We start from the raw sequence: 23,973 nt of genomic DNA on the forward strand, positions 1-23,973 counted from the left end.
CCCCCATTTCGCGATAGATTGCGAAGTGGGGGCATTGCTATTGCCTCTAAAACTTCTGCGGCTTGCACGCGACTGGGAGGAACCTGATGGGCAAGGACAATGAAGCACGGGTCAGCGTAGAAATAGCCGGGTCCACTGCCGTGGTGCTGCTGGATAACCCGGGCCAACTCAACGCGCTCACCAAGGACATGTGCCTGCAGCTGGTGGGCGCCTTTGCCGGCCTTTCGACCGACGACGAGGTCAGTTCCATTGTGGTTCGCGGCGCGGAAGGGAACTTCTGCGCTGGAATTGCCATCGACGAGATGGACCAGGTGCTCTTCGACCGGGACGCCGACGGGGAGCTGATCAACCATTTCGACCTGCTCGACAAGATCATCGTGGGCTGCCCGAAAACCACCATCGCGGTGGTGGAAGGCCATTGCTTTGGCGGGGCCTGGCAGCTGGCCTCGGCCTGCGATATCCAGTTGGCCTCGGATAACGTGCGACTCGCGATCACCCCAGCAAGAATCGGGCTGGTTTTCCCGCGGCCGGGCATCGAACGGCTGGTGCGTACCGTGGGGGAGCACCGGGCCAAGTACCTGCTGTTTTCCGGCGCGGAGATTTCCATTGCCGAGGCGGAACGCTGGGGCATGTTCACCCGCGTGATTGCCCATGGGCAGCTCGAAGAAGAGCTGGCCGCACTGCTGGGCAAGCTGTCCGCGAACTCGCCATATTCCATTGCGCGCACCAATGAGGCCATCAACTTGGTGCGCCAGGGAGAAGCCACCGAGGGCTGGTGGGAAGCGATGTGGGAAGAGAACGGGGCGAACGCGGACCTGGCCGAAGGCAGATCCGCGTTCTGCTCGCGCCGCACACCGGATTACGGTGGACGGCCCCAGTAGTGTTCGCTAGTCCTGCTCGGCAGTGAACTGCGCAACCAGTTCGCGCTTGAGGATCTTCCCGCTGGGACCCAGCGGGAATTCCTGGACGATCTCGATCAGCCGCGGATACTTGTACGCGGCCATCTGCTTGCTGGCCCACGCCACCAGCTCCTGCGCGCCCAGCGTGGAGCCGGCCTCCAAGGTCACCGATGCGGCAATCTCCTGTCCGTGGGTTTCGTGCGGCACCCCGTACACGGCGGCATTGGAAATCTCCGGATGGGAAACCAGTACCTCTTCGATTTCGCGCGGGTACACGTTGTAGCCGTTGCGCAGGATCATGTCCTTGGTCCGGTCCAGGATGCGCAGGTAGCCATCCTCGTCCTTGGTCCCCAGATCCCCGGTGCGGAACCAGCCATCAACCACCGCTTCGGCCGTGGCCTCGGGCCGGTTCAGGTAGCCGGAGAACAAGTTGTGCCCGCGCACCACCAGCTCGCCCAGCTCCCCGCGCGGCAGCAGCCGGATTTCATCGGGGCAGGCAGGATCGGCGATTTCCACGTCCACGCCCCAAACCGGGGTGCCCACGGTCCCGGGCCGCGGGTCGACGCCCACATGGTTGAAGCAAGCCACCGGCGAGGTCTCGGTCAGCCCGTAGCCCTCGTGGATCCGCGCGCCGAAGCGCTGCTCGAAGGCGGTGAGGATGGAAACCGGAAGCGAGGCCCCTCCGGAAATGGCGTAGCGCAGTTTTTCCGGCATCCCTTCGCGCTGCTTGCCCGCTTCGAGCAGGGCCACATACATCGTGGGCACCCCGAAGAAGACGTCGATGCCAGCCTCCAACAACAGTTCCAGGGCCCCTTCGGCGGTGAATTTGGGTAACAGCATGACCTCGGCCCCCACCCGCAGCCCGGTATTGAGCACGCAGGTCTGGCCGAAGGTGTGGAACAGCGGCAACCCGCCGAAGAGCTTGTCGCCGCGGCGCAATTCCATGGTGTTCAGCAATGTGGTGTGGGTCTGCTCGATTAACGCCAGATGCGTGCCCAGCGCACCCTTGGGCTTGCCGGTGGTGCCCGAGGTGTACAGGATCGTGGCCAGGTCTTCGGGGCGGCGCGGCAGGTAGGTGCCAATCGGCGCGGCGTGCCGGGCCAGGTCTTCTAACCGGATGGCGCCCGATTCCTCCGGAGCCAGCACGCTGAGCACCGGCACCCCGGAAGCGGCGGCCCCCGCTGCTCCTTCTGCGAGCAGGGGTGCGGCGCAGATCATCAGCTTGGCTTCGGAATCCTCCAGGATGTAGGAGATCTCGCGCGCCTTGAGCAGCGCGTGGACCGGTACCGCTACGGCGCCCAGGGCCAGAACCGCGTAGTAGGCGCGGGCGAAGTCCGTGACGTTGGGAATGAGCAAGGCCACCCGGTCGCCCGCCTCGATGCCTTGGGCTTGCAGAGCTCCGGCGTATTGCCGGGCCTGCTCCCACAGCTGCTCATAGGTGGTGCTGCGGCCATCGACGGTGATGGCGTTCAGCTCGCCGTAGCGGGCAGCCCCTTCTGCGAGGATGGCCGCCACTGAAACAGTGAGATTGGATGTGGAAACGCTCATGGTGAACTCCTCGGGTTGCCCAGCAGTGCATTGTGTGCCGTGTCACATTAAACCATATTGGAACTGCGGTTCAGTGCGAGGTATTGAGTTTCGCAATATCCTGACCGATGGAAAATTTCCATTGCTGATCTGGATAAAAAGGACATAGACTCAGCCCAAACGAGCTGGATGAATTGTGGAATGGGGAAGCGATGCCGGCACCAAGGGATCCTCGAGCCGAGCCGTGCTGGGTCGATTTGCTCACCAGCGACATGGAAGGCTCCACGCAGTTCTACGGGCAGCTTTTCGGTTGGGAAGTCCGCCATGACGAGGAAACCCGCGACGAGGGATATGCCGAGGTCTACCTCAACGGGGAAATGGTCACCGGCTTCATTGCCAATGACCCGGATTCCGAGGTGCAAGATGCCTGGACCACCTACCTGAATGTGACCGATGTGCACGCCGCCGCCTATGCCACCAAGATGCACGGCGGCAAGGTCTACCTCAAGCCCATCGACATTCCCGGCCAGGGAACCATGGCCATCATCGGGGACCCAGCGGGAACCGGCGTTGGACTCTTCCAGGCATTCCAATCAGCAGACACAACCGCCAGCCGCGCACCGGGCACCCGCATCTGGAACGAGCTGCACACCAGGCACTTCGAGGCGGTGGCCCGCTTCTACCGTGTAGCACTGGGCTGGTGCCTGTCCCCGGTCTCGGACACGGACGAATTCCGCTACCACACCTACGGCCAAGGTTCCGAGGCGGTGGCCGGAATCTTCGACATCTCCAGCTATCCGGATTCCAAGGCCGGTTGGCGCGCCTACTTCGCGGTGGCGGATGCCGAACAGACCGTGGCGCTCGCCGAGAAGCTCGGCGGCACGATCATCCATGAGCCCCATGATTCCTACTTTGGCCGCATGGCCGTGCTCAGCGACGTCACCGGCGCAGAGTTCGCGATCATCGCCCCGTCGCGCAAACAGGAATCTGAAGCCTGATGGCAAAGGCCGCCGGCACCGAAAAATCGGATGCACGGCGGCCTCGGTTCGGGCTGGTTCTTCGCAGCCTACTTCACGAAATTCGGCACAACTTCGTCAATGAACAACTTCAGCGAGCGTTTCTTTTCCTCGTGGCTCAGGGCGTTGTCGCTCCAGAAGCTGTATTCGCTGACGCCCAGATCTTCGTAGTGGCGCAGGCGCTCAACAACCACGTCCGGTGTGCCGATCATTGCGGTGCGGTGCAGGGACTCAGGGGTGAATTCCTCGCGTTCGGAGAACTTCTCCTCCGGGCTGGGATCGATGAAGCCCTTGACCGGCTCCGCCTTGTTGCCGAAGACCGCATCGAAGGTGCGGTAGAACTTGTTGATGCCTTCGGCGGCCGGGCGCCAGGCCTCTGGCTCGTTGGCGGAGTGCAGATAGGTGTGGCGAAGCACCATGATGTCGGGGCGCTGTTGCACCTCCGGGTGGGCGGCAATGGCGGCTTCGTACTTCTGGACCAATGATTCGACTTCTTCGTCGCCCTTCATCAGCGGGGTCACCATGACGTGGCACCCGTTGGCCACAGCGTACTCGTGTGACTCGGGGCTGCGGGCGGCAACCCAGACAGGGATCTGCTTTTGCGCGGGCTTGGGCACCGAAGTGGACGTCGGGAACTGCCAGACTTCTCCGTCGTGGGCGTAATCGCCCTCCCAAAGCTTCTTGACTGCCGGGATGAGCTCCTGCATGGAGGCTCCGCCGTCGGTGGCCTTCATGCCATCGGTCATGCGATCGAATTCGAATTGGTAGGCACCGCGTGCCACGCCTAATTCGGCACGGCCATTGCTGATGACATCGAGCAGCGCGAGTTCGCCGGCTGCTCGGATCGGGTTCCAAAATGGTGCGATGATGGTGCCGGCTCCGAGCCGGATCGTGGAGGTCCGAGCCGCGAGGTAAGCAAGCTGCGGGATCGGGTTCGGGGAGACGGTGTATTCCATCGAGTGGTGTTCGCCGATCCAGACTGTGGAGAAGCCACCGGCTTCGGCCATTTGAGTCAGTTCGACGAGGTTCTCGAAATGCTGTGCGTGGCTGATCGAGTCGTCATAGCGTTCCATGTGGATGAACAGTGAAAAGCGCATATCTGTCCTTCTTTCGTTGCTCTGCTGCCCTTAGGCAGTTGCCTGGGTGCGGTTGCGTTCGGCGATGGTTTGGTTGGTCCGGGACCAATGTTCATGGTCGACTTCGCGCACGATGACTGTGATGTTCTCGGGGGCCGCATCAACGGTTTCTTCGGCGGCCCGGTGCAAGGCGTCGATCAGGGCGCGCAGCTGCCGGGGGCTGCGGCCCTTGGCAATGGATACATCGATCAGTGGCATGGGGTTCCCTTTCCTTAGCCGCGCATCACAAACGGATCTGCGACGGGGGACTCGTCGGTGTTGATCCATACGCTCTTGAGGCGGGTGTATTCGTTCATGGATTCCAGGCCGTGCTCGATGCCAACGCCCGAGTTCTTGAAGCCCTGGCGCGGGGACATCGGGGACATCGCCCGGTAGGTGTTCACCCAGATCGTGCCGGCATCCAGCCTCCGGGCCATGCGGTGGGCGCGGGCAAGGTTCTGCGTCCACACGCCGGCGGCCAGCCCGTACTCGGTGTCATTGGCCATGGACAGCAGCTCGTCTTCGTGCTCGAAGGGCATGATCGCAGCCACCGGGCCGAAGATCTCCTCGCGGACCACGCGCATGTCGTTGTTGACGTCGGTGAGCACGGTGGGGGAGAAGTAGTAGCCCGGCAGGTCCAGGCCTTCGGGGCGGATGCCGCCGGCCAGCACTTTGGCGCCCTCGTCTGCGCCGATCTTCACATAGGAAGCGACCTTTTCCAACTGGTCGGCAAAGGCCAGCGGGCCCAGCTCGGTGGCATCCAAGAGCGGGTCTCCGATGACGATGGACTTGGCGCGTTCGGTGACCCGTTCCAGCAGCTCGTCGTAGACCGATTTGTGGGCGAAGACCCGGCTGCCGGCAATGCAGGTCTGGCCGGCCGCGGCGTAGATTCCGGCCACCACGCCCATGGCCGCATTGGCGACGTTGGCGTCATCGAAGACGATGTTCGGGCTCTTGCCGCCCAGTTCCAGGGTGCAGCCGATGAAGCGGCTGGCGGCCTCGGCGGCGATTTTCGAGCCGGTGGCAGTTGAACCGGTGAAGGAGATCTTGGCCAGCAGCGGGTGGCTGACCAGCGCGGCGCCGGCCTCGGCTCCAAAGCCGGTGACAACGTTGATGACGCCCGGAGGGAATCCGGCCTGGTCTGCCAGCTCTGCCAGCAGCAGCACGGTCCGCGAGGTGTACTCGCTCGGCTTGATTACCACGGTATTGCCAGCAGCCAGCGCCGGGGCGATTTTCGAGGTGGTCAGCGTTAGCGGCGAGTTCCAGGGGGTAATGGCTCCGACCACGCCCAATGCTTCGCGCTGGGTGTAGTTCAAGATCGCCGGGTTCATGCTCGGGATCTGGGCGCCCTGCACCTTGTCAGCCAGTCCCGCATAGTAGTAGAGGTACTCGGGCAGGGTGGCCAGCTGGCCGCGCATTTCGCGCAGCAGCTTGCCATTGTCCAGGGATTCGAAGCGGGCCAGCTTCTCGGCGTTCTCGCCGATCAGATCGCCCAGGCGGCGCAGCAGATGCCCGCGGGCGGTAGCGCTCAGGGTGCTCCACGAGGGTGCGGAGAATGCCTTGTGGGCGGCCTTGACGGCGCGATCCACATCTTCGGCATTGCCACGGGCGGCCTCGTAAAGCTCATCGAGGGTCGCAGGGTTGGTGCTGGTGAAGAAACGGTCTTCGCTGGGAGCAATGTGCTCGCCGTTGATGAAATGCATGTAACGCTCGCTCATGCCTGTTTCCCTTCGTTATCGCTGAAAAAACTGTTTAATTCCGCGGCCAAAGCTCGCGGATTCTCGACCGGAAGCATGTGCCGTGCTCCGGGGATGATGCGCAGCCGCCCATGAGGCACGGCGGCAACCAACCGGCGGGACATCTGCGGGGTCGATCCGGGATCCAGCTCGCCGGTGATGGCCAGTGTCGGCTGCTTGATCGCATCGAGTTCGCCGGCAATCTCCTGGTCACCGCGGGCAAAAACCGCGTAGGCGTGCAGATAGGATTCGAGATCGTTGCCCGCCATAGTTTGGCGCGTAGCCTCGATGAGCTGCGCGTCCACCGTGGTGGCCGCGGCCGGGAACCAGCGTTCGATGGCGCGGTCCACTCCCTGGGAGAAGTTCGTGCCGGCGGTAGCCAGGCGCTCTTCCACCGCGGCCGACTCTTCGGCGGTGCGCCGGCATACGGAGTTCACCGCAGACAAGGTCAGCACGCGCCCGGGAGCGAAGCGCGCAAGGTACTGGGCAACCAAGGCACCGAGCGAGAATCCCACGAGATGCACAGGCTCGCGAGTTTCAAGGCGTTCGAGCACATCGGCGGCCAAGCTCGCCAGATTCTGCTCGCTGCGCAGGGGCGGGCGTAACCCGTGCCCAGGCAGGTCCAGGGCCACTGATTCGTGCGCCAGCTGCTCGCGCAGCGGCTTCCACATGGTCCGGTCCAATCCGACTCCATGCAGGAGGACAACCAATGGCTGCTTCGTGCTTGTCATGCGTGCTTCGCTCCGTTCCGGCTGATGCGCTCTGCTACTGTTCGGTGGACAGCGGGGCCAGGCGTTCCTGCGGCCGGCCACGGGTTGCGCCGGCCAGGGCGATCAGGATTTCGCCAGGATGCGGAGCATCGGCGATCCTGGCCTCGACGCTCTGGTGGTGCGAGCGGATCGTGGCATCGGTGAAATGCTTGAGCGGGATGTCGAACTGCACTCCGGCCTGTCCGCGCTTTTCCACGGCCGGCAGCAAGGTGGTGGCCTTGGCTGCGTCGCGGAAGTGGTTGCCGAATTTCAGGGTGTGGATCAGGGCCGAGCCGTGCTCGACTTCACCGTCAAGGCCGACGATTGCAGCCTTGCCATAGGCCTGGAGCGGGGCGCCCAGCGCTTCGATGACCCGCGGTGCCAGCAGCGCTCCGAGGTCCGAGGCGACCGAGTCGATTCCCGGGTTCAAGTCCTCGACGAATCCTTGCCCTGCCCACGGGTTGTCGAATACGGCGGCGACAATGACCACGCGGGCTACCGGATCCACCGGGCGTCCGCCCTCTGTGGCAATTTCCTCGACGATGGTTACCAGTTTGCGGTAGTTCATAGTTGTATTCCCTTCAGTATTTCGGAAGTGACCGTTCGGTCGGTGGTTCGATCGCCGATGCGTGCATGTGGCCGGGGGCCGCTTGATGCCGCGGCAATGACCGCGATCTCGCCAGCATGCGGGGCATCGGGCAAGGACAGCTCCAGGGTCTGGTAGTGGGTTCGGGTGGCAGCTGCGGTCTTATGCCACATCGGTACTCGCAGGGATTCACCAGGAACGCCGCGGCCGTCGACAAAGCAGATGATCGAGGTGCCGCCGAGGGCTTCGCGCAGCAGGTTGCCGAAGAACGGGGTGTGGATCAGCGCTCCGGCATGCTCCAATTCCCCATCGCTGCCAACCAATGCGGCCTTGCCGAAAGCTTCAACTTGTTCGGCTCCGCCCAGGGCATTGAGCAGGCGATCCGACAGCAGCTTGGCCAGCAATGGGGCGATGGCCTCGGTCCGCTCGGATAAATCTTGCGACGTTCCGGTGCCGAGCCAAGGATTGGGGATGACTGCGGTGGCGGTCGCGCGGGTGATGCTGCCTAATTCGTGGTGGGGAACTTCTTCCACCATGCACGAGATTTTGCGCAAACCAATGGCCTGGGCCAAATCCTGGTAGTCTTCGAGCGTTGATCGGGTGCTCAAATCAATGAGCTGAGGCGGCTGGGCCAGTGGAGAATTCATCTGGTATTCCTTTGCATGGCTATTTTGGGGCTAACCCGGTTGTTCTTCGTCTTCTTCTTTCATTGCGGCCAGGGCCGCCGACTGGCTTGATGCGGCAACATGCCTGCGCATCACAAGTTCTGCGGCCAACGGATCTTTGGAGCTGATGGCGTCGATGATTGCCTGGTGCTCGTCCTTCGAATTCTGCAAGCGCCCGGGCAAGCTCAGGGTCTGCGAAACGATGCGATGGTAGGCCAGCTGGTTCATCAACAGGTCATAGTGCTCGGTGAGCTTCCTGTTGTCAGCCCCGGCAACCAACGTGCTGTGGAATTCATGGACCAGTTGCGAATAGAGTTCCGCGTCGCCGCGCTCGACGGCCCGTTGGCTGCGTGCAACGTTTTCCTTGAGCTGCTCCAATTCAGGTACGGCTCCACGTCTGGCCAGCAGGCCAGCGGCTAGTCCCTCGAAGGCCTCCTTCAGGGAAAACATCTCGTGAATTTCGCGCTGGGTGGGCTTCCTGACGAATGTTCCAACCCGCGAACGCACCTCAACTAGGCCCTCGCGCTCCAGCTGCTTCAATGCTTCTCGAATTGGAGTACGGCTGACCTCGAAGTCTTGCGCCAGGGCTGTCTCTGCCAATAGGTCTCCGGGTTGAACAACTCCAGTGACGATCATTTGACGGAGCCGGCCCAGCAACGGCGTCTCCGGGGTGCTCCTGGTTTTTGATTCCACGCTTGAACTCTCTTGCATACAAGAACTCTATCCATAGATTCTCTTGTATGCAACAGAAATTCAAGGAATCGCCTTGAATCCGCTAAATTTAAGAGAATTTCCTGAAACATGTTGACTCCGTCACAACCTTTGCTAGCATTTCTTGCATGCAACAAATTGTAAATTCACTCCAGCCTGTCAAAGAATCACTCGTCAACGCCTGGGAAGCGGCATGGGATCGGGGCCAGGTCGATGCACTGGACGAGATCTTCCACGCGGACTTCCGGCGAATCAGCAAGAAATCCAAAAACGTCACCACCATCCGAGAGCTGAAGCAAGAGATTTTGTCCGTGCGGGAGGCCTTCCCTGATCTGGTGACAAAAATCGACCATCTGCTCGTGGATGAGCAGGAGCAGTCCATCGCGATTTTCTGGCACACCACCGGAACGTTCACCAACGATCTGCAGGGTGTGCCGGCCACGGGCAACACCGTGGAAACCCGCGGTTCCAACCTGATGGAAGTCCAGGACGGGAAAATCATCTCGGAGCAGGTGACTTGGGACCAGAGCGAGCTGCTCGAAGACGTGGGGGTCCCATCGCTCAAGTCCGCCTTCGAGTCCACGGATGATGGCGTGGTAGTGGACGATTTGAGCGGCGTGCCGAATCTCGATGCGCTCAAGGGGTTCAACCGCCAATTCATTACCGGCGTGACTGTCGTGACCACCATGGATGAACATGGCAAGCCTCGCGGGCTAGCCGCAAATTCATATGTGTCAGTTTCGCTCGAGCCGCCTCTGGTGCTGGTGTGCGTGCAGAAGACCACCAGCACCTATGCATCGCTGTTCAAGTCCACCCATCTGGGCATCAACATCATGAGCAACGGGCAGCGCGACACCGTGGGCACCTTCGCTTCCAAGGGTGATGACAAGTTCGCCGAGCTCGAATGGCATCAGGGGCCGAACGGCAGCCCGCTGATCGATGGCTCGGCCGCTTCCATCGAAGCAGAAATCAAGGAGCGCTTCCAAGCCAAGACCCATACCGTGTTCATCGCCAAGGTAAAGCATTCCGAAGTCGCCCAGCTTGAGCCGATGGTCTACAAGGCCGGCCGGTTCTACGACGGCGCCGAACTGACCGCGCTATAGCCCGGCGTCGGCAGATTCCTCCAATACAACGAAGTGTGAGAGCCATGAAAACCGAAACCAACGAAAAGCAGGGCAAGGGGCCACGCGGAGGGCCCACGCTCACCGGCGGCAAATTGCGCCGGGCCGCGGACAAGAACGAATCGAAACAGGTCTACAAGCAACTCCAGCGTCCGGGCAGTGTCCTTTTCGTTTCGCTGGCGCTGGTCGTGGTGTTCGTGCTCTGGGCGGCTATTGCACCGGGCCGGCTCAATGAACTGATGTCCGGGGCATCCACCTGGTCAGCGCAGTACATTGGCTGGAGCTACCTGTTGGTGACTCTCGGCTGCATCGTGCTGATGCTGTTCCTGGCCTTTTCGCGCTACGGAGGCATCAGGCTGGGCAAGGACGCGGACCGGCCCGAGTTCTCCACATGGGCCTGGATCGCGATGATTCTCGGTGCCGTGATGGGCATCGGGTTGATCAGCTATGGCGCGGCCGAACCTATGAGCCACTTCATGGTCCCTCCGCACGGACGGGCGGAGCCGGAAAGCATGGATGCGGCAGTGCTGGCCTTGCAGTTCTCGTACTTCGACTGGGGTCCGAACGCCTGGGCCTTGTTCGGCGTGTTCGGCCTGGCCATTGCCTACTCGACGCACCGCCGGGGCAACTCGGGACTCGTCTCGGTGATGCTCAGGCCAGTTCTTGGAAAATCCATGGACGGATGGCTCGGGAAGACCATTGACGTGTTCACCGTGCTGGCCACCCTCTTCGGCACGACCACTTCCCTGGGCTTGGGCGCTTCGCAAATCGCCGAGGGGCTGAACAGCCTGTTCGGGATTCCCACGGATCTGTTCGTCAAGATCGTGATCATTGCAGGCGTTACCATCGTATTCACTCTCTCGGCGCTTTCCGGCGTTGGCAAGGGCATCAAATGGCTCAGCCAGGGCACCATGATCGGTGCCGCCGCCATCGGGGTTTTCGTCCTGGTTTCCGGTCCCACCGGATTTATTTCCAACATCTATTTCCGTTCCATGGGGCAGTTCCTGGGCGAGTTCCCGGCCGTGGCGCTGCTGACTCCCTCTGGAGCCGAAGACTTGCAGTGGATGCAATGGTGGACGTACTTCATGATGGCCTGGTGGTTGAGCTGGGGCGCCTTCGTCGGCATCTTCCTGGCGCGGATTTCCAAGGGCCGGACCATTCGCGAATTCGTTATTGCGGTGATGGGTGTCCCGTCTCTGGTCTTCAGCATCTGGTTCAGCATTTTCGGTGGCACCTCGATCCACCAGGAGATGACCGGCAGTTCTGGGATCGGCCAGGCAACGTTGGAAGACACCAACAGCACCTTCTTCGCGATGCTGGCCGAACTGCCGATACCGGAAGTGACCTCGGCATTCACAGTAATTCTCGTGGTGCTGTTCTTCATTACCGGCGCGGATTCCAATACCTATGTTCTGGGCACGCTGACCTCCGGCGGAAATATGTACCCCAAGAGGCCGGTCCTAGTGGTCTGGGGACTTCTCACCGGCGTCTGCGCGATCGTGTTGCTGCTGGTGGGCGGGCTCGAGGCCCTGCAACAGGCAGCCATCCTCTCGGCGGTGCCGTTCACGGTGATTGTGACGCTGCTGGGGATGTCGCTTATGAGGGAGCTGCGCTGCGACACGCGCCTGCAGGCACCTTTGCTGGAAGCTGCAGCGCCGAGTGGAGACGGCAACGAAGCAGGCTAGGCAGCACCGCGAAATAGTTGGGCCCAGCGAATTGCGGCCCCGGTGGAGCCTTGGATTTGCCTCAATCCAGCATGGGGGTTGGCCGAGCCGGGGTCTGTAAACGTAGAGTGTCCTCTAGCAGTATGCGGCAAGCGGCGGAAGCCGCAAGATGTAGCACAAGGAGCGTTTAAATGGGTCGCAAGATCGTGCGCCGCCGCGTGGTCAGGGCAACGCTGGAGGGCTCCCGCGTCCGCGAGGAGAAGCTGGCTGGCGAGGAGCCGCTGGAGATCCGCTTCGGCCATACCTCCTACACCACCTCCATGCGCACCCCGGGCGACGACTTCGACATGGTCACCGGATTCCTGGTGGGCGAGGGAATCATTTCCGCGCCCGAGCATCTGGCCTCCCTGCGCTACTGCGCCGGCACCGATGAAGCAGGCAACCAGACCTATAACGTCATCGAGGTGCAGCTGGGCGCGGGGGCGAAGCATCCTGATCTCCTGGCTGCCCGCAATGTGGTCACCAGTTCAGCATGCGGGATCTGCGGCACCAACTCCATTGACGAAGTGCGCAAGAAAGCCGCCTTCGCACCCTCCCCGGAATCGGGGCGGGTTGGGCTGGAAACGCTGCTGGGCATGCCTGACACCTTGCGCGAATCGCAGCAGCTGTTCTCCGCTACCGGGGGAGTGCACGCGGCCGGGTTGTTCTCCACCGCCGGGGAATTGCTGATCCTGCGCGAAGACGTCGGGCGTCATAATGCGGTGGACAAGGTCATCGGAGCGGCCCTGCGCGACGGGTTGCTGCCGCTGGGCGACACCGTCCTGCAGGTCTCCGGACGCGCCTCCTTCGAGCTGGTGCAGAAGGCCGCGATGGCTGGAATTCCGGTGCTCGCAGCGGTCAGTGCGCCCTCGTCGCTGGCCGCTGACCTGGCCGAGGAATCGGGTCTGACGCTGGCAGCTTTTTCCCGCAGGCACAGCGTGAACATTTATACACATGCGGATCGGGTGATCAGGGCGTAGCCTTGTAATATGTGAGCTGGATATCAGTACCGGCCGCGCTACCAATAGGAGGGTCTCATGCATCGTTCGGCACCCAAAAAGGACATCAACGAAGATGAACTGAAGGTCAGCGAACCCAAGCACGCCGCCGCCGGCTTGAAGGCCGTGATGGTATCCATGGAGCGCGGCTTCGCCGAAGCCGGCCCGTCGCGTACCCTGCGTTCGATGCTGCGCGTCAACCAGCACGACGGCTTCGACTGCCCGGGCTGCGCGTGGCCTGAATCCATCACCGGCAAGCGCAAGCCCGCCGAGTTCTGCGAGAACGGCGCCAAGGCCATCGCCGAGGAAGCCAGCGCCCGCACCGTCACCCCGGAGTGGTTTGCGCAGCACTCCATCGAGGACCTGCGCGACAAGACCGAATACTGGCTGGGCTCGCAGGGCCGGATCACCGCTCCGATGATCATTCGCGAGGGGGAGACCCACTACTCCCCGATCAGTTGGGCGCAGGCCTTCTCGACCATCGCCGAGCACGTGAACGCGACCACCCCGGACAAGTGCGTGTTCTACACCTCCGGGCGCACCGCGAACGAGACCGCGTTCATGTACCAGCTGCTCGCCCGCTCGCTGGGCACCAACAACCTGCCCGACTGCTCGAACATGTGCCACGAATCCTCGGGCAGCGCGCTGAACCCGACCATCGGCATCGGCAAGGGCACCGTGTCATTGGAAGACTTCGATCATGCGGACCTGATCTTCGTGGTGGGCCAGAACCCCGGCACCAACCATCCGCGCATGCTCTCCGCGCTGGCCGATGCGCGCAAGCGCGGCGCCCGCATCGTTGCCGTGAACCCGCTGCCGGAGGCAGGCTTCTTCGGGTTCAAGGACCCGCAGACCGTGGGCGGCATGCTGGGCAAGGCCGACCCGATTTCCAGCGACTTCCTGCAGATCAAGGTCGGCGGCGACCTGGCCCTGTTCCAGGCCTTCGGCCACCTGCTGCTCGAAGAAGAGAAGAAGCATCCGGGCACCGTGGTGGACCACGAGTTCATCGCCGCGGTCACCGACGGGTTCGAGGCCTACCAGGCCGCGCGCGCCACCTTGGACTGGGAAGCTACCGAGAAGGCCACCGGACTGACCCGCACCCAGATCACCGAGATCGCTATGCTGCTGGCCAACTCCAAGGCCACCATCATCTGCTGGGCACTGGGCCTGACCCAGCAGCCGCACTCGGTGCCGACGCTGAAGGAAATCATCAACCTGCTGCTTTTGCAGGGCAACTTCGGCAAGCCAGGTGCTGGCGCCTGCCCGGTGCGCGGGCACTCCAATGTGCAGGGCGATCGCACCATGGGCATCTGGGAGAAGCCCGGCGAGCAGTTGCTCGAAGCGCTGGACGCCGAATTCGGCATCGAATCCCCGCGCGCCCACGGCTACGATTCCACCGAGGCCCTGCATGCCTTCGAGAAGGACGAAGTGGACGTGTTCGTCTCCATGGGCGGCAACTTCGCCCTGGCCAATTCGGACACCGAAGCGCTGGAGGCGGGCATGCAGCGTGCCAAGCTGACCGTGCACATCTCCACCAAGCCCAACCGCTCGCATGTGGTGCACGGCAAGACCTCGCTGATCCTGCCGACCCTGGGCCGCACCGACAAGGACGACAAGCACCCCACCGGTGCGCAGTTCCTTTCGGTGGAGGACTCCATGTCGGTGATCAAGTCCACCCGCGGCCGGCTCACCCCGGTCTCCGAGCACCTGCTGGCCGAGCCGGTCATCGTTGCCCGCATGGCCCAGGCCATCCTGGGCGATGGGCACCCGGTCAACTGGCGTGCCATGGCCGAGGACTACGACGTGATCCGCGACCACATCGAAAAGGTGCTGCCCGGCTTCGAGGACTTCAACTCCCGGGTGCGGGAGAAGAACGGCTTCGTGCTGCCCAACCCGCCGCGCGATACCCGCTCCTTCGCCACGGACATCGGCAAGGGCCGCTTCACCGTCTCGGACTTCGAAGCGCTGGAAGCTCCCGAGGGCCACCTGATCCTGCAGACCATGCGCAGCCACGACCAGTACAACACCACCTTCTACGGGCTCGATGACCGCTACCGCGGGATCAAGGACGGCCGCCGCGTCATCCTGATCAACCCGGAGGACCTGGCTGAGACCGGGTACAGCGACCGGGATCTGGTGGACGTGATTTCCACTTTCGCCGGTTCCGAGCGCCGCGCGAACCGCTTCCGCCTGGTGTCCTATCCGACGGCCAAGGGCTGCGTGGCGGCCTACTACCCGGAGGCCAACGCGCTGGTGCACCGCGATCTGGTGGCCCGCGAGTCCAACACCCCGGGTTTCAAGGCGATGATGGTGCGTTTCGTCGAGCACACCCAGCAGCCTGGACGCACGCTGGATAGCTGACCTGGAGCAGTGCTAAGCGCTTGACGTAATGCACCTCGCAGCCATTTGCGCTTCACCAGCTGTCAACCTGGCGGGCTGGTGCGGGAGAATTGACGGCGGGGCGCATCCCGAACGCATGGGGTGCGCCAATCCGCAGTCCACCGAAGAGGAAATTCCCCATGAGTGCTGCCCGCAGCCAATCCGCTGAGAGCATCAGACCCGAAGACGAACGCCTGCCTGCGCCGAAAACCGTGGCCTACGGTTTCCAGCATGTGCTGACCATGTACGGCGGCATCATCGCTCCGCCGCTGGTGATGGGCGGGGCTGCGGGAATGGACACGGCCGAAATGGGCGTGCTCGTCGCCAGCTGCCTGTTCATCGGCGGCCTGGCCACCATCCTGCAAACCCTGGGCGTGCCATTCTTCGGCGCCCAGCTGCCGCTGGTCCAGGGCACGTCCTTCTCCGGGGTGGCCACCATGATCGCCATCCTCAACGGCGGGGGAGGCATGCCGGCAGTCTTCGGCGCGGTGCTCGCCTCGGGCGCCATAGGCATCGTCATTGCCCCGTTCTTCGCCAAGCTGCTGCGCTTCTTCCCGCCGGTGGTCACCGGCGTGGTGATCACGATTATCGGCGTCTCGCTCTTCCCGGTCACCGCCGACTGGGCCATGGGCGGGGCGGGCGCAGGGGATTCCTATGGCTCGATCAAGAACATCGCCCTGGCCGCCATTACCCTGCTGATCCTGCTGGTGCTGTCCAAGTCCGGCATCCCTGCGCTCTCGCGGCTGTCGATCCTGCTATCCATTGCCTTGGGCACCCTAGTGGCGGTGTTCATGGGCATGGCCGATTTCTCGCAGGTGCTCACCGGCGACATTTTCGCGGTTCCCACTCCGTTCGCCTTCGGCGCCCCGGTCTTCGAGATCGGCGCCATCATCTCGATGATGATCGTCATCCTGGTGACCTATACCGAAACCACCGCCGACATGCTCGCCGTGGCCGAGGTGACCGGATCCAAGGTGGATTCGCGGCGCATCGCCAACGGCCTGCGCGCCGACATGCTCTCCTCCACCGTCGCCCCGATCTTCAACACCTTCACCCAGTCGGCCTTCGCGCAGAACGTCGGGCTGGTGGCCATTACCGGTGTGAAGAGCCGCTTCGTGGTGGCCGCCGGTGGCGGCATCCTGGTGGTCCTCGGCCTGCTGCCAGTGCTTGGCCGCGTCGTCGCCTCCATTCCCTCCCCGGTACTGGGAGGCGCCGGCGTGGTGCTGTTCGGCTCGGTAGCGGCCGCAGGCATCCGCACCTTGGCCAAGGCCAAGGATGACAACATGAACATGCTGATCATCGCGACCTCGCTGGCCTTCGGCTGCATTCCCATGGTCAAGCCCGACTTCTACGCCGAATTCCCTGCCTGGGTTGGCACCATCTTCCAGTCCAGCATCTCCTCGGCCACCATCATGGCGGTGCTGCTGAACATCATCTTCAACGAGCTGAACTGGGGCAAGAAGGAAACGTCGCTGCGCACCGTCTACAAGTACCAGCTGGCCGGCCTTGAAGACGGCGACCGCCTGATCGATGGCAAGCTGTACGACTCCAAGGGCCTGGAAATCCGGGTCATCTCGGAGCAGCCAGGCCACGCCGGTGATCGTCCGATGCCGCAGGGCTAGCTCCGCGGAAGTATTCGTCTACCGAGCCCAATCTGAATCGAGGATTGAGCGCATGGCCGTTCATCCTGACCTTGAGTATGAACAGTTTTCAAGCCGTTCATCGGTCGGATTCTGGTAGATTCTGAGGGTTTCAGACGCGTTGGCGCTCGCCTAGAATGTGGGACATTTCAGCCACGTTTAAAATTCGACAAGAACATGACTTTAATCAAAGATAAATCGCGTGCGGTCATCGCGATTGGCCGGCGCAGAATCCCGGTAGCATTAGCTCAAATGATGATACGTAAGATCTATTCAGGTTGTCTTGCTTTAGCAACTATTTGTGCCCTTTCCGCTTGCGGCGGGGTTCAAGCCACGCAGACTGGGGCATTGGCCCTAGGCGCTCCTGAAGGCGACGTCGAAAACACTTTGTGCGGAATATTTCACGAGCAGAACTTCGTCGGGGATGTAGCATCCAGCACCTCAGGGGATCCGCTATGGATCACCGACGTGCAAGCTGTAGAGGCCACGGGCTGGGAATCAAAGCGATCCGTGGCAGCACTGCCACCCGAAGGTGAGACTAGCTTGTTGGCGTGGACTAATGAGAGCCTCAAAGAGGCAGAATTCAAAGAAATCGCTGAGAGATTAGCACCTTTAGAAAGTCCCATCGAAGTCCCTGCCGGGGAAAATGTGCAGGTAGGTCTCGAGGGTGCCGTGAAGAATGGTGTGGAAAACGCTGAAGTTTCACAGCTTCGGGTCATTTATAAGACAGATTTGAAATCGTCGAAAAGCTTTTCTGCTGTCGGAAATATCCGCTACGAATGGCGAGCTCAAAGCTGCGAGTGACCGTTGTGTGACCAAGGTTTCTTGGGCTATCACGTGGTTGAGAACAACAGAATCCGCCAGCCAATACGGTTAGGGGTTCTGTTGCTCCTATTGGAAGCTGACTAGATCAGTGCAGTATTTGTGTAGTCAAATTCGAAGCGCGCCCGCACGCTTATTGACCGTTCAGTTTCAGATGCAAACACATAGGAGTCACGCCGATTTTTGGCGTCGTAGAAACTTGGCGCTGGGGCGTGCTCAAATTCATTGACCTCATCGGCTGCCACCTGCTCCGGCGTGCGGAGAGCAGGTCTTCCTCCAGATCAAATACTGAGTTCTTGTAGAGAGCAGTCTTGATGATCCCTTTCAGCGCTTTCACGCGAGATGGATCTGAACCATGCCTGCACTCGCGCGAAGCCAGTCAGATGAACTGTGTAGGACTTCCAACCAATTGATAGAAAGAGACTCGGAAAAACACGACATGACCTTCTAAGACGACCCGGCTGAACAGCCAGTGGAAAACGCCTCAGACATCGCCGACAGGTTCGCGGCTTGAGAGTATTTAGGGATCATCAACGACTTTGTTTCAGAAACTTGACCCGCTCATCTCATTAGCAAGTAGCGATTCATAGAACTTTTCCCCACGAGTCACCCCGTAAACACCAGCGCAACGAAGTTCATTAGTGCAGGTCCAAAGTTAAGCTAGTCATCGCCCCTGTCCTGTGGACGGGGGCGATGACCAAAGGGGGACTATTTGCTGTCTTTGTCGCCAGTCATCGTAATGGGCTGGACCCCGGAATTCGGGAAGCAGCCGATAGGGCTCTGGCCGGACTCCGCGACAATGTCCAGGCACTTGGACGTCAAGGTTTCCGGGGTCAGCGAGCGTTCCAGGATCTTGTTGGCTTCTGCTTCAGCGGTGCTGGTCTGCTTGCGTTGCTGGGCCACGCGGGTCTTGGCGGTTTCCGCCTGCAGCTCGTTGATGCGGTTCTGCGTCGGCTCGTCGAAGTTGATGATCGGCAAGGTAACCGAGCGGATCTCGATCTGGGTCTTGACCTTGGCCTGCATCTTTTCCTGGACGGACGTCGCCAGGCCTTCCAGGTCCTGGCCGCCGCTGGCCGGTTCGCCGTATTCCAGCGGATCATAGGTGGCCATGACCTCGTTCAAAGCGGCGCGGAAGTTGCGGTCGACGAGGTTGGACTGGATGCCCTCGAAGGTGCGGTAATCCAGGAACACGTCCATCGCATCGTCGGTCTTCAGCTGCCACTGGATCGAGGCGTCAACGTCGGCTCGGCCGTTGTTGCCCAGGCGAACCGGGATGGCGCTGCTGGCGGAGTAGACGTCGTTCTGCACCGAGCCATCCAGCTTCTCGACCTTTTCCCATGGCCACTTCAGGTGGAAGCCGTTGCTCACCACGGAGGTCGGCTTGCCCAGCGCGACCTTCACGCCGACAGTGCGTGGCTGCACGATGGTGGTTGACATGATGGCCAACACGATCAGCGAGACGATGAAGATGCTGATTCCGGTGAAGCGCGTGGAAGAGCGGTTCTTGTTTTCTGGCTTCATGGATTTGCTGGCAAGCATGACGAGCAATCCTACGACGGCGCAAATGACCGCAAGAATAGTGGGGAACATGATCTCCTCGATGGTGTGACGGTAATTTATATTCTATCGTTTAGATAATTGAGAACAAATTCAGACACCGCAACACAGCAGAATGATCTGCCATCGACCGGAAATATGCACTGCGGGCACTAGACTCGGAGGCATGCAAAAACGAGAACTTGGACGTACCCACCGCACCGTGTCGGCCATTGGCCTGGGCACCTGGCAGCTAGGCGCTGACTGGGGCTCGGTAGACGAGACCGACGCGCTAGCCGTACTCGATGCCGCCTACGAAGCCGGCGTGAGCTTCTTCGACACCGCCGATGTCTACGGCGATGGCCGCAGCGAGCAGCTGATCGGCACTTGGCTGAAGGTCAACCCGGACGCCGGGGTCACCGTGGCCACCAAGATGGGCCGCCGTGTCGAGCAGCTGCCGGAGAACTACAACCTGGATGCCTTCCGCGCGTGGAATGACCGCTCCCGCAAGAACCTGGGCGTGGACACCTTGGACCTGGTCCAACTGCACTGCCCGCCAACCCCTGTGTACTCCACCGATGCGATCTACGATGCGCTGGACACCATGGTGGATGAAGGCCGGATGGCCAACTACGGCGTTTCGGTGGAAACCGTGGACGAGGCGCTGGCGGCTATTGCCCGCCCGAACATCGCCACCGTGCAGATCATCATCAACGCCTTCCGCCACAAGCCGCTGGAAACCGTGCTTCCGGCAGCCCGCGAGGCAGGGGTGGGGATCATCGCCCGGGTGCCGCTGGCCAGCGGATTGCTGACTAACCGCTACACCCTGCAGACCGAGTTCGCCAAGGACGACCACCGCAACTTCAACCGCGACGGCTCCTCCTTCGACGTCGGGGAGACCTTCTCCGGCGTGGACTACGCCACCGGTCTTCAAGCCGCTGGCGAGTTCGCCAAGCTGGCTGCCGCAGAGGCGCCCGAAGCCACCAGTGCCCAGGTGGCTTTGGCTTGGCTGGCCGCCCAGGACGGGGTGAGCACCATCATCCCCGGAGCCCGCAATGCGCAGCAGGCCCGCGCCAACGCGGCCGCCGGTTCGCTGCAGATTTCCGAGGGATTAAACGCCTCGGTCCGCGACCTCTACGACGCCAAGCTGCGCGAACAGATCCACCCGCGCTGGTAGGCAGCACGGGTGGGATGCCGTTCCTAGCCTTGCGGCGCCCCGACCGGGATGCTGGCACCTAGTGCCACCGGCTCGGCGGGGCGCTGCTGTCCGCGCTCGGAAACATATTCCAGCTCGGTATCCGGTGCGGCGGTGTTCACGAAGGAACGGAAGCGCTTGAGCTTCACCGGGTCGGCCAAGGTGGCGGCCCATTCATCCTCGTAGTTGGCCACGTGGGTTTCCATGGCCGCTTCCAACTCGTCGGCCAGGCCCAGCGAATCCTCGATCACCACCTGCTTGGCCCGTTCCAATCCGCCATCCAGGTCCTGCAGCCAATGCGCGGTGCGCTGCAGCTTGTCAGCGGTGCGGATGTAGTACATCAGGTAGCGGTCGATGTACTTGAACAGCGTTTGATCATCCAGCCCGCCGGCCAGCAGTTGGGCATGGGCCGGGTTGGCGCCGCCGTTGCCGCTCACATACAGGTTCCAGCCATCGGTGGTGGCGATTACGCCGATGTCCTTGGCCCGGGCTTCGGCGCACTCGCGGGCACAGCCCGAAACGCCCATCTTCAGCTTGTGCGGTGCCCGCAGGCCCCTGTAGCGCAGCTCCATTTCGATGCCTAGCGCGGTGGAGTCGAGCATGCCGTATCGGCACCAGGATGAACCGACGCAGGTCTTCACATTGCGCAGCGACTTGCCGTAGGCCTGGCCCGATTCGAAGCCGGCGTCCACCAGCTCACGCCAGATCTCGGGCAGCTGCTCCAAGCGGGCGCCGAACATGTCGATGCGCAGGCCGCCGGTGAGCTTGGTGTACAGGCCGTATTTCTGCGCCACCGCGGCAATCACGCCGAGCTTCTCGGGGGTGATCTCCCCGCCCGGGATGCGCGGCACCACCGAATAGGTGCCGTCCTTCTGCATATTGGCCAGCACGCGGTCGTTGGTGTCCTGGGCGCCGGCAAGACCTGCATCCATCGGGTGGGCGCTGGTCTGCGAGGAGAGGATATTGGCGATCACCGGCTTGCAGATATCGCAACCCTGGCCGCTGCCGAAACGTTCCATCACCTCGCCGAAGGCCTGCAACCCGGCCACGCGGATGGCTTCGTAGAGTTCCGGACGGGAGAAGGAAATATGCTCGCACAGGGCGGTGGACACTTCCGCGCCGTCCTTGAGCATCTGCGCTTCCATGAGCTTCTTGAGCATCGGCACGCATGACCCGCACTGGGTGCCGGCACGGGTGCACCCCTTCAGCCCGGAGACGGTGGTGACCGGCGCTTCGCCCTCGAAGCAGCCGCAACCCGAGACTGCATCGCGGATGGTGCCGGCGGTGACCGAATTGCAGGAGCACAGCACCGCATCATCGGGCAGTTCGCCTTCTGGCGCCTCGCCGCCCAGGGCGCTGAGGTACGCTCCCGGCTCGCCGGGCAGTTCCCGGCCGAGCAGCGGGCGCAACGACTGGTACGGGGTGGCATCGCCAACGAAAATGCCGCCGAGCAGTGTCTTGGCATCGGAGGAAACCACGAGCTTCTGGTACAGGCCGCGCGGGGCATCGGCATAGACCACTTCAAGCGCCCCCTCGGCGCGGGCGAAGCCATCGCCGAAGCTGGCCACATCCACACCGGAGAGCTTGAGCTTGGTGGCGGTGTCGAAGCCGGCGAATTCGGCTTCGCCCCCGGCCAGCTGTTCGGCCACGATTTCCGCCATGGCGTTGGCCGGAGCGACCAGGCCAATGCAGAAACCCTCGTAGTTCGCGACCTCGCCGATAGCCCAGATGTGCTCGATATCGGTGGCGCAATGCGCGTCGATGACCACGCCGCCGCGGGGGCCCATGCCGAAACGGGGTGCCGGGCTGCCTGCTTCGTCAAGGGCCGCGTTGTAATTGCGGATCAGTTCATCGCGGGGACGAACACCGATCGAAACGACCACCATATCCGCATCGATGGTGCGTTCATCAGCCATCAGCACGCCGGTGACAGCCGTGCTGCCGGACTCCTGGCTGGTCAGGATTTCCTGCGGGAAAACGCCGTTGTGGACGGTGAATCCGGTTTGCTCGATGAGCCGGCCCATGGCTTGGCCAGCGCCTTCATCCAGCTGGGTGCCCATCAGCCATTTGCCGCCATCAATGACCACTGCCTCCGCACCCAGTGCTTGGGCACCCGCGGCAGCTTCCAAACCGAGCAGCCCGCCACCGATGGTAGCTACCACCGGGGTGCGGCCCAGGGAAGCTGAAAGTTCCTTGACCTTCTGCGCGATGGACCAGACATCTTCCAGCGTGCGGTACACAAAGGTGTGCTCGTTGCCGGCAATGGGCAACGTGGCCGCGTTGGAACCGGTGGCCAGCACCAATTCGTCGTAGCTGAAAATGCGTCCGTCTTCCGTGGTGACCGTGCGCTTGGTGCTGTCGATAGCGATGGCCTTGGCGTTGGTTTCCAAGGTGACATGCTCGGCTTCCCAGAGCTTCGGATCGCCGAGGGTGAGATCGACTCCGGGGTTGGTCAACGCCTGGGAGAGCGCCACGCGATCATAGGGAAGGTGGGTTTCTTCGGTCAATACCGTGATGCTCAGATCCTGCGGTGCGCGGCTGGCCAGGGCTTCGGTGAAGCGGTGGGCTGCGGGACCGCCGCCGATAACCAGGATGTTGCGTGCATTGTGTGGAGTACCCATGATCAATTTCGACTTTCGCTGGGAAACGGTGAGTTTCAGGCTGATGAGTCCACTGTAGAAAGCATGCTTTGCGCCGCAATTACCCTTGTGTTTCGGCCGGAGCAATTCTCTCCACCATCAGACGAAAGCCAGGTGAAGCGGCTGAAACATATTCGAATCATTCGCAATGGGCAATCGCTGTACAAAGGGAAAAGGACAGGATAAACCAGCGGATTTCCGGGAGAATCCAGGATTCACGGTGCCCATTTTTGCTGTTAGGCATGCTTTACGGACTGGCAACGGCTGGAAGCATCGGGCGAAACATGCGGCTTCTAAGCTCGGTATGTCAGCAGATGCCAACCACGAAGGGCTTACGTTCATGAGCACGCAAATTGCAGAAGACACCCGTGAAGCTACTTTGAGCTTGGCTCCGCTTTGCCGCAGTGCAGAGCTGGAGCGTGGATGGGGAGAAGCGCTGTGGCTTGAGGCCACACAGCTAGCCCTGTTCCGTACCGAAGAAGATGCCTTCTACGCAACCTCGCATCACTGCCCGAACAGCGGCGCGAAGGTCATGGCCCGCGGCATTCTGGGCGACACCATGGTCGAAGGAACCAGCGTGGCCACAGTTGCCTGCCCGCTGCACAAGGAAGTGTACCGACTGGATACCGGCGAATGCCTGAACGCCGATTCGCTGCCGTTGCCAGTGCAGCGGCTCATGGAAATCGAGGGACAGCTATGGATGGAGCAGAGCAAATGAGCATCAAATCAGATCGCAGCCTGAATGTCGAGCATTCGGCCTGGCAAGGCTGGTACGAACTGAACGACGAGACGGATTCGCTTGCAACCAACTAGCTCCGGCTATCGCGTTTTCCAGCGGTGGCGTGCAAGAATAAGGCAACTCGCATCATCATCCAAACGCAGGGACGAAAGCTCATGGCTTTCGTCCCTGCGTCTTTGCGTTCCGGCCGGGCATAG

20 protein-coding genes are annotated in these 23,973 nt (G+C 61.9%); 10 read left to right on the top strand and 10 right to left on the bottom strand.

From position 1 onward, the window contains the following. The first annotated feature begins 86 nt into the window (after positions 1-86). Positions 87-881, top strand: coding sequence for an enoyl-CoA hydratase/isomerase family protein (locus tag ACIOJF_RS09725; protein ID WP_105656175.1), 795 nt, complete (start codon positions 87-89; stop codon positions 879-881). Between the two features lie 6 nt (positions 882-887). Here ACIOJF_RS09725 and ACIOJF_RS09730 read toward each other — a convergent pair whose 3' ends face one another. Continuing rightward, a complete protein-coding gene (locus ACIOJF_RS09730) occupies positions 888-2,447 on the bottom strand; it encodes a long-chain fatty acid--CoA ligase (RefSeq protein ID WP_105656176.1) in 1,560 nt (519 codons plus the stop codon). 191 nt (positions 2,448-2,638) lie between these two features. Between ACIOJF_RS09730 and ACIOJF_RS09735 the strand changes: the two genes are divergently transcribed. Next, positions 2,639-3,424: a VOC family protein gene (locus tag ACIOJF_RS09735; protein WP_402735074.1), complete on the top strand. Its 786-nt coding sequence runs from the start codon at positions 2,639-2,641 to the stop codon at positions 3,422-3,424. A gap of 68 nt (positions 3,425-3,492) precedes the next feature. Here ACIOJF_RS09735 and ACIOJF_RS09740 read toward each other — a convergent pair whose 3' ends face one another. Genes ACIOJF_RS09740 through ACIOJF_RS09770 form a run of 7 tightly spaced genes read right to left on the bottom strand, consistent with a single transcriptional unit; the run spans position 3,493 to position 9,004 of the window. Next, positions 3,493-4,539 (bottom strand): LLM class flavin-dependent oxidoreductase, encoded by a 1,047-nt coding sequence (locus tag ACIOJF_RS09740; protein ID WP_402735075.1) that lies wholly within the window; start codon positions 4,537-4,539, stop codon positions 3,493-3,495. Positions 4,540-4,569: 30 nt separating this feature from the next. Then, a complete protein-coding gene (locus ACIOJF_RS09745; protein WP_286134045.1) occupies positions 4,570-4,776 on the bottom strand; it encodes a tautomerase family protein in 207 nt (68 codons plus the stop codon). 14 nt (positions 4,777-4,790) lie between these two features. After that, on the bottom strand, positions 4,791-6,275 hold the full coding sequence (locus ACIOJF_RS09750) for an aldehyde dehydrogenase (RefSeq protein ID WP_402741577.1): 1,485 nt from the start codon (positions 6,273-6,275) through the stop codon (positions 4,791-4,793). Further along, the gene (locus ACIOJF_RS09755) at positions 6,272-7,024 is read right to left on the bottom strand and encodes an alpha/beta fold hydrolase (RefSeq protein ID WP_402741578.1); all 753 of its coding nucleotides are present in this window, start codon (positions 7,022-7,024) and stop codon (positions 6,272-6,274) included. The genes ACIOJF_RS09750 and ACIOJF_RS09755 overlap by 4 nt, the downstream gene beginning before the upstream one ends. Before the next feature lie 34 nt (positions 7,025-7,058). Then, positions 7,059-7,610, bottom strand: coding sequence for an amino acid synthesis family protein (locus tag ACIOJF_RS09760; RefSeq protein ID WP_133834116.1), 552 nt, complete (start codon positions 7,608-7,610; stop codon positions 7,059-7,061). After that, positions 7,607-8,275, bottom strand: coding sequence for an amino acid synthesis family protein (locus tag ACIOJF_RS09765; protein ID WP_402741579.1), 669 nt, complete (start codon positions 8,273-8,275; stop codon positions 7,607-7,609). Before ACIOJF_RS09765 ends, ACIOJF_RS09760 begins: the two co-directional genes overlap by 4 nt. Before the next feature lie 30 nt (positions 8,276-8,305). Continuing rightward, entirely contained in the window at positions 8,306-9,004 is a 699-nt protein-coding gene (locus ACIOJF_RS09770) for a GntR family transcriptional regulator (protein WP_105656184.1), read from the bottom strand. Positions 9,005-9,132: 128 nt separating this feature from the next. Here ACIOJF_RS09770 and ACIOJF_RS09775 point away from each other — a divergent pair, with 128 nt between their 5' ends. The 6 genes from ACIOJF_RS09775 to ACIOJF_RS09800 all read left to right on the top strand — a co-directional run bounded on the left by ACIOJF_RS09775 (position 9,133) and on the right by ACIOJF_RS09800 (position 17,649). Then, on the top strand, positions 9,133-10,107 hold the full coding sequence (locus ACIOJF_RS09775) for a flavin reductase (protein ID WP_105656185.1): 975 nt from the start codon (positions 9,133-9,135) through the stop codon (positions 10,105-10,107). 44 nt (positions 10,108-10,151) lie between these two features. Next, positions 10,152-11,810, top strand: coding sequence for a BCCT family transporter (locus ACIOJF_RS09780; protein ID WP_105656186.1), 1,659 nt, complete (start codon positions 10,152-10,154; stop codon positions 11,808-11,810). A 170-nt stretch (positions 11,811-11,980) separates the two neighbouring features. Further along, the gene (fdhD, locus tag ACIOJF_RS09785; RefSeq protein ID WP_105662044.1) at positions 11,981-12,808 is read left to right on the top strand and encodes a formate dehydrogenase accessory sulfurtransferase FdhD; all 828 of its coding nucleotides are present in this window, start codon (positions 11,981-11,983) and stop codon (positions 12,806-12,808) included. A 57-nt stretch (positions 12,809-12,865) separates the two neighbouring features. After that, positions 12,866-15,187: an FdhF/YdeP family oxidoreductase gene (locus ACIOJF_RS09790; protein WP_402741580.1), complete on the top strand. Its 2,322-nt coding sequence runs from the start codon at positions 12,866-12,868 to the stop codon at positions 15,185-15,187. A 158-nt stretch (positions 15,188-15,345) separates the two neighbouring features. Further along, positions 15,346-16,827, top strand: coding sequence for a nucleobase:cation symporter-2 family protein (locus tag ACIOJF_RS09795; RefSeq protein ID WP_402741581.1), 1,482 nt, complete (start codon positions 15,346-15,348; stop codon positions 16,825-16,827). A 195-nt stretch (positions 16,828-17,022) separates the two neighbouring features. After that, positions 17,023-17,649, top strand: coding sequence for a hypothetical protein (locus ACIOJF_RS09800; protein WP_402741582.1), 627 nt, complete (start codon positions 17,023-17,025; stop codon positions 17,647-17,649). Between the two features lie 726 nt (positions 17,650-18,375). Here ACIOJF_RS09800 and ACIOJF_RS09805 read toward each other — a convergent pair. After that, positions 18,376-19,257: an SPFH domain-containing protein gene (locus ACIOJF_RS09805; protein ID WP_402741583.1), complete on the bottom strand. Its 882-nt coding sequence runs from the start codon at positions 19,255-19,257 to the stop codon at positions 18,376-18,378. Positions 19,258-19,390: 133 nt separating this feature from the next. Between ACIOJF_RS09805 and ACIOJF_RS09810 the strand changes: the two genes are divergently transcribed. Further along, entirely contained in the window at positions 19,391-20,380 is a 990-nt protein-coding gene (locus ACIOJF_RS09810; RefSeq protein ID WP_402741584.1) for an aldo/keto reductase, read from the top strand. Positions 20,381-20,403: 23 nt separating this feature from the next. Here the strand turns inward: ACIOJF_RS09810 and nirB are convergent, their stop codons facing one another. Further along, a complete protein-coding gene (nirB, locus tag ACIOJF_RS09815) occupies positions 20,404-23,019 on the bottom strand; it encodes a nitrite reductase large subunit NirB (RefSeq protein WP_402741585.1) in 2,616 nt (871 codons plus the stop codon). Between the two features lie 358 nt (positions 23,020-23,377). On the opposite strand from nirB, the gene nirD reads away from it, so the two are divergent. Then, on the top strand, positions 23,378-23,755 hold the full coding sequence (gene nirD, locus ACIOJF_RS09820) for a nitrite reductase small subunit NirD (protein WP_105662151.1): 378 nt from the start codon (positions 23,378-23,380) through the stop codon (positions 23,753-23,755). The last annotated feature ends 218 nt before the right edge of the window (positions 23,756-23,973 follow it).

The organism is Glutamicibacter sp. NPDC087831, assembly GCF_044742845.1.
In the GTDB taxonomy this organism is placed as follows: Bacteria; Actinomycetota; Actinomycetes; order Actinomycetales; family Micrococcaceae; genus Glutamicibacter.

Coding starts and splice junctions, on each gene's coding strand:
- ACIOJF_RS09725 (WP_105656175.1), top strand. CDS start 87: ATGGGCAAGGACAATGAAGCACGGGTCAGCGTAGAAATAGCCGGGTCC.
- ACIOJF_RS09730 (WP_105656176.1), bottom strand. CDS start 2,447: ATGAGCGTTTCCACATCCAATCTCACTGTTTCAGTGGCGGCCATCCTC.
- ACIOJF_RS09735 (WP_402735074.1), top strand. CDS start 2,639: ATGCCGGCACCAAGGGATCCTCGAGCCGAGCCGTGCTGGGTCGATTTG.
- ACIOJF_RS09740 (WP_402735075.1), bottom strand. CDS start 4,539: ATGCGCTTTTCACTGTTCATCCACATGGAACGCTATGACGACTCGATC.
- ACIOJF_RS09745 (WP_286134045.1), bottom strand. CDS start 4,776: ATGCCACTGATCGATGTATCCATTGCCAAGGGCCGCAGCCCCCGGCAG.
- ACIOJF_RS09750 (WP_402741577.1), bottom strand. CDS start 6,275: ATGAGCGAGCGTTACATGCATTTCATCAACGGCGAGCACATTGCTCCC.
- ACIOJF_RS09755 (WP_402741578.1), bottom strand. CDS start 7,024: ATGACAAGCACGAAGCAGCCATTGGTTGTCCTCCTGCATGGAGTCGGA.
- ACIOJF_RS09760 (WP_133834116.1), bottom strand. CDS start 7,610: ATGAACTACCGCAAACTGGTAACCATCGTCGAGGAAATTGCCACAGAG.
- ACIOJF_RS09765 (WP_402741579.1), bottom strand. CDS start 8,275: ATGAATTCTCCACTGGCCCAGCCGCCTCAGCTCATTGATTTGAGCACC.
- ACIOJF_RS09770 (WP_105656184.1), bottom strand. CDS start 9,004: ATGCAAGAGAGTTCAAGCGTGGAATCAAAAACCAGGAGCACCCCGGAG.
- ACIOJF_RS09775 (WP_105656185.1), top strand. CDS start 9,133: ATGCAACAAATTGTAAATTCACTCCAGCCTGTCAAAGAATCACTCGTC.
- ACIOJF_RS09780 (WP_105656186.1), top strand. CDS start 10,152: ATGAAAACCGAAACCAACGAAAAGCAGGGCAAGGGGCCACGCGGAGGG.
- fdhD (WP_105662044.1), top strand. CDS start 11,981: ATGGGTCGCAAGATCGTGCGCCGCCGCGTGGTCAGGGCAACGCTGGAG.
- ACIOJF_RS09790 (WP_402741580.1), top strand. CDS start 12,866: ATGCATCGTTCGGCACCCAAAAAGGACATCAACGAAGATGAACTGAAG.
- ACIOJF_RS09795 (WP_402741581.1), top strand. CDS start 15,346: ATGAGTGCTGCCCGCAGCCAATCCGCTGAGAGCATCAGACCCGAAGAC.
- ACIOJF_RS09800 (WP_402741582.1), top strand. CDS start 17,023: ATGACTTTAATCAAAGATAAATCGCGTGCGGTCATCGCGATTGGCCGG.
- ACIOJF_RS09805 (WP_402741583.1), bottom strand. CDS start 19,257: ATGTTCCCCACTATTCTTGCGGTCATTTGCGCCGTCGTAGGATTGCTC.
- ACIOJF_RS09810 (WP_402741584.1), top strand. CDS start 19,391: ATGCAAAAACGAGAACTTGGACGTACCCACCGCACCGTGTCGGCCATT.
- nirB (WP_402741585.1), bottom strand. CDS start 23,019: ATGGGTACTCCACACAATGCACGCAACATCCTGGTTATCGGCGGCGGT.
- nirD (WP_105662151.1), top strand. CDS start 23,378: ATGAGCACGCAAATTGCAGAAGACACCCGTGAAGCTACTTTGAGCTTG.